The sequence below is a fragment of the Mesorhizobium sp. M4A.F.Ca.ET.022.05.2.1 genome, assembly GCF_003998845.1.
In the GTDB taxonomy this organism is placed as follows: domain Bacteria; phylum Pseudomonadota; class Alphaproteobacteria; order Rhizobiales; family Rhizobiaceae; genus Mesorhizobium.
In genome coordinates this window covers 1-2224 of record NZ_RZOJ01000630.1, presented here as the reverse complement: position 1 = coordinate 2224, position 2224 = coordinate 1, and the positions used below count along the sequence as shown (strand labels likewise).

Sequence of the window (2224 nt, the reverse complement as noted above, 5' to 3'; positions counted from 1 at the left end):
CCCTTGAGGCGAGCCGTGCGGATATATTGTTGCGTCATCACCTCGACCATCGAGGCGCGTGTCATGCGCGCAATGTAGCCGATGCCGTAGATCGCCAGCGTCATCACCGGCAGCGTGAAATTGTAGAAGGTGATGCCTTGGCTGGCCGAGGCGGCCGAACCGTTCAGCCAGCCGAGCCAGGACGCGAAGATGACGGTGAAGATGACGCCCGAGACATATTCCGGCGTCGCCGTCGAGGCGATTGAGGCGACCGACAGCGTGCGGTCGGTGCGCGAGCCCTCGCGCATGCCGGCAAGGATGCCGACCAGGAGCGAGATCGGCACCATCACCAGCAGGACGCAGAGCATCAGGATGCCGGTCGCGCTGAGTGCTGGAAAGAGCTTTGACGCCACGCTGGTCTTGAATTTGGTCGAGCAGCCGAAGTCACCCTGCAGCACGCCGGAGAATGTCGGCACGACCGGATCGTTGCAGAAGGAGAAGCGCTGCGTCGGCTTGCCCGTCGCCGGGTCGGTCACCGGCTGCTTGGGCAGCACGCCCAGCCACTGGCCGTAGCGGGCAAAGAAGTTCTGCCGGTAGCCATGGTTGACCAGCCAGTCCTCGAGCTGCTCGGCCGACGTATGCATTTCGGTCTGGCTGATCGCCAGCTTCTTCAGGTTCGGGTTGAGATTGATCAGGAAGAAGACGACCAGTGTCAGGCACAGCATCGTCAATGCCATCGTGCCAAGACGCCTGAGGATGAAAGAAAGCATGGCGGCCCCCTGCCGGTCTGGTTGGGGTTGGAGCCTGTTTGCTGTCCAGCTCGGCCACTAGCGGCCAGGCTGCCTATCAAACGGGCTCTCGGATGCGATCAACCCTGTTTTCGTTGCACGCCGTTGCCGGAAGAACCCACGCCCTCTCAAGGCGCCGGCTTCCGGTTCCTGCATTGTGCGGGGAGTGAGGGGAAGGAGCAAGGCCCCTTCCCCAATCGGTCCGATCACGCCTGGTCGAGCCAGACCTTGCCATAGTCGCGTTCGAAGGTCGGGTGCATCTTGTAGTTCTGCACCGCCTTGACCGAGTGGCTGTAGAGCTTGCGCCAGTAGGGCTGGATGATGATGCCGGAATCCTGCAGGATCTGCTCGATGTCCTTCATCATGTCCTTGCGCTTGGCGGCGTCGGCGACGGCCAGCGCTGCGTTGAGCTTGGCATCCCAGTCGGCGTTCGCAAAGGCCGTCTCGTTCCAGGCCTCGCCGGAGCGGTAGCCGATCGCGAGCACCTGGACGCCGAGCGGGCGCATGTTCCAGTTGGTCATCGACAGCGGATATTTGGTCCAGTCATTCCAGAAGGTCGAGCCCGGCAGCACCGTGCGCTTCACCTTGATGCCGGCGTCGCGCATCTGCGCGGCGATCGCATCGCCGGTGTTCTTGTGCCAATCCTCGTCGACGGTGATCAGCTCATGCTCGAAATCGGCCTGGCCGGCTTCCGCCAGCAGCGCCTTGGCCTTGGCCGGATCGCGCGCCACCTTTGCCAGCTCGTAATATTCCGGGTGGATCTGGCAGACGTGATGGTTCTCGGCAACAGTGCCCGCATTGCCGTAGCCGAGCTGGAGCACGACATTGTTGTCGACCGCGAGCTGCAGCGCGTTGCGGACCTTCTGGTCGTCGTACGGCTTGTTGTTGATGTTGGTGCGGCACACGATCGTCGACGCCGTCACCACTTCCGACTTCACCAGGTCCATGCCGTCGAGGATCGACACATAGTCGGCCGAAGTCTCGAAATTGGTGTGGACTTCGCCGGCCTCGAAGGCGCTGACCATGGCCGCCGGATCGGTGCCGTAGTCGATGAACTCGATGCCGTCGAGGAAGACTTCACCGTCCCACCACTTGTTGTCCTCGCGGCGCTTGTAGACCACCTTCTGGCCGACATCGTAGGAGACGAGCTCGAACGGGCCGGTGCCGATCGGGCAGGCCTTGAAGTCGCCGCCCTTCTCGTCGAAGGTCTTGTGGACGATCAGGCCTGGGTAGTCGCACATATTCGGGATCAGCGCGATGTCGGGCTTGCCGAGCTTCAGCTTGACGGTCATGTCGTCGACCTTGGTGACGGCGCTTTCGTCCAGCTTGTCGTCCTTGACCAGGGTGCCCAGACGGCCAGGCATCGAATTGCCTTCGGCCTTCTTGTCGGCCCAGCGCTTCAGGTTGAAGATGACGTCATCGGCGGTGAAGGCATCGCCATTCGACCACGTCACGCC

2 protein-coding genes are annotated in these 2224 nt (G+C 62.4%); both read right to left on the bottom strand.

All coding sequences use genetic code 11. From position 1 onward, the window contains the following. A partial coding sequence (locus EN745_RS33830) for an ABC transporter permease (protein WP_145992304.1) occupies positions 1-749 on the bottom strand: 749 nt, incomplete at its 3' end. Between the two features lie 224 nt (positions 750-973). Beyond that, the coding region (locus EN745_RS33825; protein ID WP_145992303.1) for an ABC transporter substrate-binding protein at positions 974-2224 on the bottom strand (1251 nt) is incomplete at its 5' end.